The following is a 3,538-nucleotide window of genomic DNA, read 5'->3' as shown; positions in this document are numbered from 1 at the left end:
TGGACCCGCTCCACGTTCTCCTTCAACGCCGCCAACTCGGAGCGGCTGTTCCTGTCGACCGCCTCGTCGATCCAGAGCAGGTCGTGCGGGTCGTCGCCGACGGCCCGGTAGTCGTGCAGCAGCCGTACCCGTGAGGAAGCCGGCCCGCCGGGCTGCGGCTCGATGATCCAGGTACCGCCCATGGCGGCGACCGGGGGCGCCGTGACCTCCTGGCGGAAGGTGATCCGCAGCCCCTCGGGGTCGAGTTCGCGGCGGGACGTCCAGTTCTTCGGCTGTCCGTTGGCGGTCGCCCAGATCCGGATCCGCTCCTGCGATCCGTCGGACTCCACCTGGTCCACATGGATCGTGGGCGGGAAGATCCGCGGCCAGTTGGTGACGTCGGCCAGCAGCCGGTACACGTCCGGCGCGGGCGCGGCGATGGTGATCTCGTGCTCAACCTCGCGGGTTGTCATGGGACGTCCTCTTCGGGTCTCGGATGCCCTCGGCACCCTCGGTGTGCGGGTCAGAAGTTGCCGAGGCCGCCGCAGACGTTGATGGCCTGGGCGGTGACGGAGGCGGCGGTGTCGGAGGCCAGGTAGGCGACCATGCCCGCGACCTCCTCCGGGGTGGAGTAGCGGCCGAGCGGGATCTTGGACTGGAAGCGGTCGAGGATGGCGTCCTCGGTGGTCTCGTACGCGGCGGCGTAGCCGGCCCGGACCCGCTGGGCCATCGGCGTCTCGACGTAACCGGGGCAGACGGCGTTGACCGTGATGCCGGTGGGGGCGAGCTCGTTGCCCAGCGCCTTGGTGAAGCCGACCACGCCGTGCTTGGAGGCGGAGTACGGGGCGCCGAGCACCACGCCCTGCTTCCCGGCGGTGGAGGCGATGTTGATGATGCGGCCACGGCTCTTGCCGCGCATGCCGCCGGTGTTGAGGGCTTCCTTCGTCAGCCGGAAGACGCTGTTGAGGTTGGTGTCCACGACATCGGTCCACAGCTCCTCGTCGATGTCGGCGGTCACGCCGCCACCCGACCGGCCGGCGTTGTTGACCAGGACGTCGACGCTCCCGAACCGGTCGACCGCGGCCTGGACGAAGGCGGCGGCCGACGCGGAGTCGCGTACGTCCAGGACCGCTCCGTCGGCCTCCAGCCCTTCGGCCTGGAGCTCCTTCACGGTGGCGGCGACGTTCTCCGCGTTACGCGCCCCGATGAAAACCCGGTGCCCCTGGGCGCCCAGCGCCCGCGCGCTCGCGAGGCCAATGCCACTGGTCGCGCCCGTGATCAGGGCGACCCGCTTCTCCTGCAACGACATGTCTCTTCTCCGTATGTTCCGTGAGTGGTCGGCCCGGGCTGTTCGGCCCGGCGGTTCATCGGGCGGCTCGTCGGGCGGTTTCGCCCGGCGGTTCGACGGGCGGTTCGCCGGCGGTGCACAGGGCGGTTCGTCGGGCGGTTCGTCCGGGCGGGGCTGGGGATGTGTGCGCACCCCACCCGGACGGGGGAAGGATCGACCGGCCGGCTCAGGCGGCGCGCGGTGCCGCCAGGAGGTGCTCGTTGACGGCCGTGATCAGCGCGCGCGGGGTGTCCGCGTCGGTGAGCAGGTCCTCGTCCAGGACGATGGCGTACTCGCGCTCGATGCGGCTGCCGGTCTCCAGCAGGGCGAGGGACTCGTAGCCGAGCGCCTCGAACTGGACGTCGAGGATGTCTCCTTCGAGGTCGACGCCCTCGTCGGCCCCCGCGCCCTCCAGGAGGATGCGCCGCAGGTCGTCCAGGGTGAATTCGTGCGTGGTCATGTGGGGTCGTCCTTTCGTCATGGTCATGCGTGAGTGGGCCGGAGGCCCGGGACGTGCGGGTGGTTCCTGGGGGGCGTGCCCGGTGGAGGGGGCGGGCGGCGGCTCCGGGCAGCCGCGCCCGTCACGGGACGTACGTACGGGGGAATAGGCGCCCCCCACCCGCAGGCACGGGGGATGAGACCGTGGGCGGGGGGCGGTTCTCGGGGTGCGGCGGTCAGTCCGCCGCACGGACGACGACGGCGGAGTTGAAGCCGCCGTAGCCGCGGGCCGCCACCAGCGCCGTACGCACATCGGCGGTGCGCGGGTGCTCGGTGACCAGGTCGATGCCGTACTCGTCGGCCGGCCGGGAGTTGACCGTCGGGGGGATGAGCCCTTCCTCGATGGCCAGCAGTGCGGTGGCCACGTCCAGGGGCGCCGCGCCGGAGTAGAGGCGTCCGGTCATCGTCTTCGGCGCGGTGACGGGGACGCCTCTCTCGCCGAACACCTCCGCGAGGGCCTGGGCCTCGACCCGGTCCAGCTCGGGCACGCCGGCCGCGTCCGCGAAGACCACGTCCACGTCCTCCGGCCGTACGCCCGCGTCGTCGAGGGCGAACTCGATGGCCTTGCGCAGCCCGGGCTCGCGTCCGCTGCCCGGCGCGGCGTCGAAGGTCGCGCCGTAGCCGCAGACCTCGCCGTAGACGCGCGCCCCGCGTTCATGGGCCGATTCGGCCGACTCCATGATCAGGATCGCGCCGCCCTCGCCCGGGACGTAACCGGACGCCTCGGCGTCGAACGGCAGGAACGCGCGGGCCGGTTCGTCGCTGGTGGTCAGCCGCTTCGCGGCGAGCTGCGCCACCCAGCCCCAGGGGCAGATGGACGCGTCGACACCGCCGGAGACGATCATCCGGGTGCCCTTGCGGATCAGCCGACGCCCCTGGGCCAGGGCGTCCAGACCACCCGCCTCGTCGCTGACGATCACCCCGCTGGGGCCCTTGAGCCCGTTGCTGATGGAGATCTGGCCGCTGTTGACGGCGTAGAACCAGGCGAACGACTGGTACGCGCTGACGTACTGGCTGCCCTGGCTCCACAGCTTCTGCAGCTCGTTCTGGCCGAACTCGAAGCCGCCGGACGAGCTGGCCGTCACCACGCCCATGTCGTACTCGGCGAGTTCCTTCGGGTCCACGCCGGCGTCGTCGAGCGCCCACTGCGCGGCGACGAGCGCGAGGCGGGTCATCCGGTCCGTCTGCGGCAGCATCCTGCTCGGGAGCAGCTCCTCCGCGGCGAAGCCGGGGACCTCCCCCGCGAGGGTCGCCGGATAGGACGAGGCGTCGAACCGGGTGACCCGGCCGATGCCGTTCTTACCGGCCCGCGTGGCCGCCCAGTAGTCCCGTGTGCCGAGACCCGTGGGCGCGGTGATGCCCAGGCCGGTCACTACGACTGAGGTGGTCATGCCGCACTCCTCTCGGGGCGCGCCAGCACCATGGCGCTCTGGAATCCGCCGAAGCCGCTGCCCACGGTCAGCACCGCGTCGGTGAGCTGCTCCCGCGCCACCAGCGGTACGTAGTCGAGGTCGCACTCCGGGTCCGGGGTGTGCAGATTCGCGGTCGGGGGCACGACGTTGTGCTCCATCGCGAGTGCGGAGGCGGCGATCTCGATGGACCCGATGGCCCCGAGCGAGTGCCCCACCATGGACTTGATGGAGCTGACCGGGGTGCGGTACGCGTGGTCCCCGAGGCTCCGCTTGAACGCCGCGGTCTCGTGCCGGTCGTTCTGCTTGGTGCCCGAGCCGTGCG

General features: G+C 71.7%; 4 protein-coding genes and 1 pseudogene. All 5 read right to left on the bottom strand.

All coding sequences use genetic code 11. The features are described from left to right. The coding region (locus JKV81_RS31760) for an aromatase/cyclase (protein ID WP_202079066.1) at nucleotides 1-452 on the bottom strand (452 nt) is incomplete at its 3' end. A gap of 50 nt (nucleotides 453-502) precedes the next feature. After that, complete coding sequence (fabG, locus tag JKV81_RS31755) at nucleotides 503-1,288, bottom strand: 3-oxoacyl-ACP reductase FabG (protein ID WP_124277445.1); 786 nt, start codon at nucleotides 1,286-1,288, stop codon at nucleotides 503-505. A 205-nt stretch (nucleotides 1,289-1,493) separates the two neighbouring features. Then, a complete protein-coding gene (locus JKV81_RS31750) occupies nucleotides 1,494-1,766 on the bottom strand; it encodes an acyl carrier protein (RefSeq protein WP_124277446.1) in 273 nt (90 codons plus the stop codon). Nucleotides 1,767-1,980: 214 nt separating this feature from the next. Continuing rightward, complete coding sequence (locus tag JKV81_RS31745; RefSeq protein WP_202079064.1) at nucleotides 1,981-3,195, bottom strand: ketosynthase chain-length factor; 1,215 nt, start codon at nucleotides 3,193-3,195, stop codon at nucleotides 1,981-1,983. After that, a pseudogene (locus JKV81_RS31740) lies at nucleotides 3,192-3,538 on the bottom strand (beta-ACP synthase); the annotation flags it as partial. The pseudogene JKV81_RS31740 and the gene JKV81_RS31745, both read right to left, overlap by 4 nt.

This window comes from Streptomyces silvae, from assembly GCF_016745505.1.
Classification (GTDB): Bacteria; Actinomycetota; Actinomycetes; order Streptomycetales; family Streptomycetaceae; genus Streptomyces; species Streptomyces silvae.
The sequence above is the reverse complement of the archived record's forward strand: the minus strand, read 5'-3'. Positions and strand labels throughout refer to the sequence as shown.

What these genes read in the sequence shown, in the direction of transcription:
- fabG (WP_124277445.1), bottom strand. Translation starts at nt 1,288, where the DNA reads ATGTCGTTGCAGGAGAAGCGGGTCGCCCTGATCACGGGCGCGACCAGT.
- JKV81_RS31745 (WP_202079064.1), bottom strand. Translation starts at nt 3,195, where the DNA reads ATGACCACCTCAGTCGTAGTGACCGGCCTGGGCATCACCGCGCCCACG.
- JKV81_RS31750 (WP_124277446.1), bottom strand. Translation starts at nt 1,766, where the DNA reads ATGACCACGCACGAATTCACCCTGGACGACCTGCGGCGCATCCTCCTG.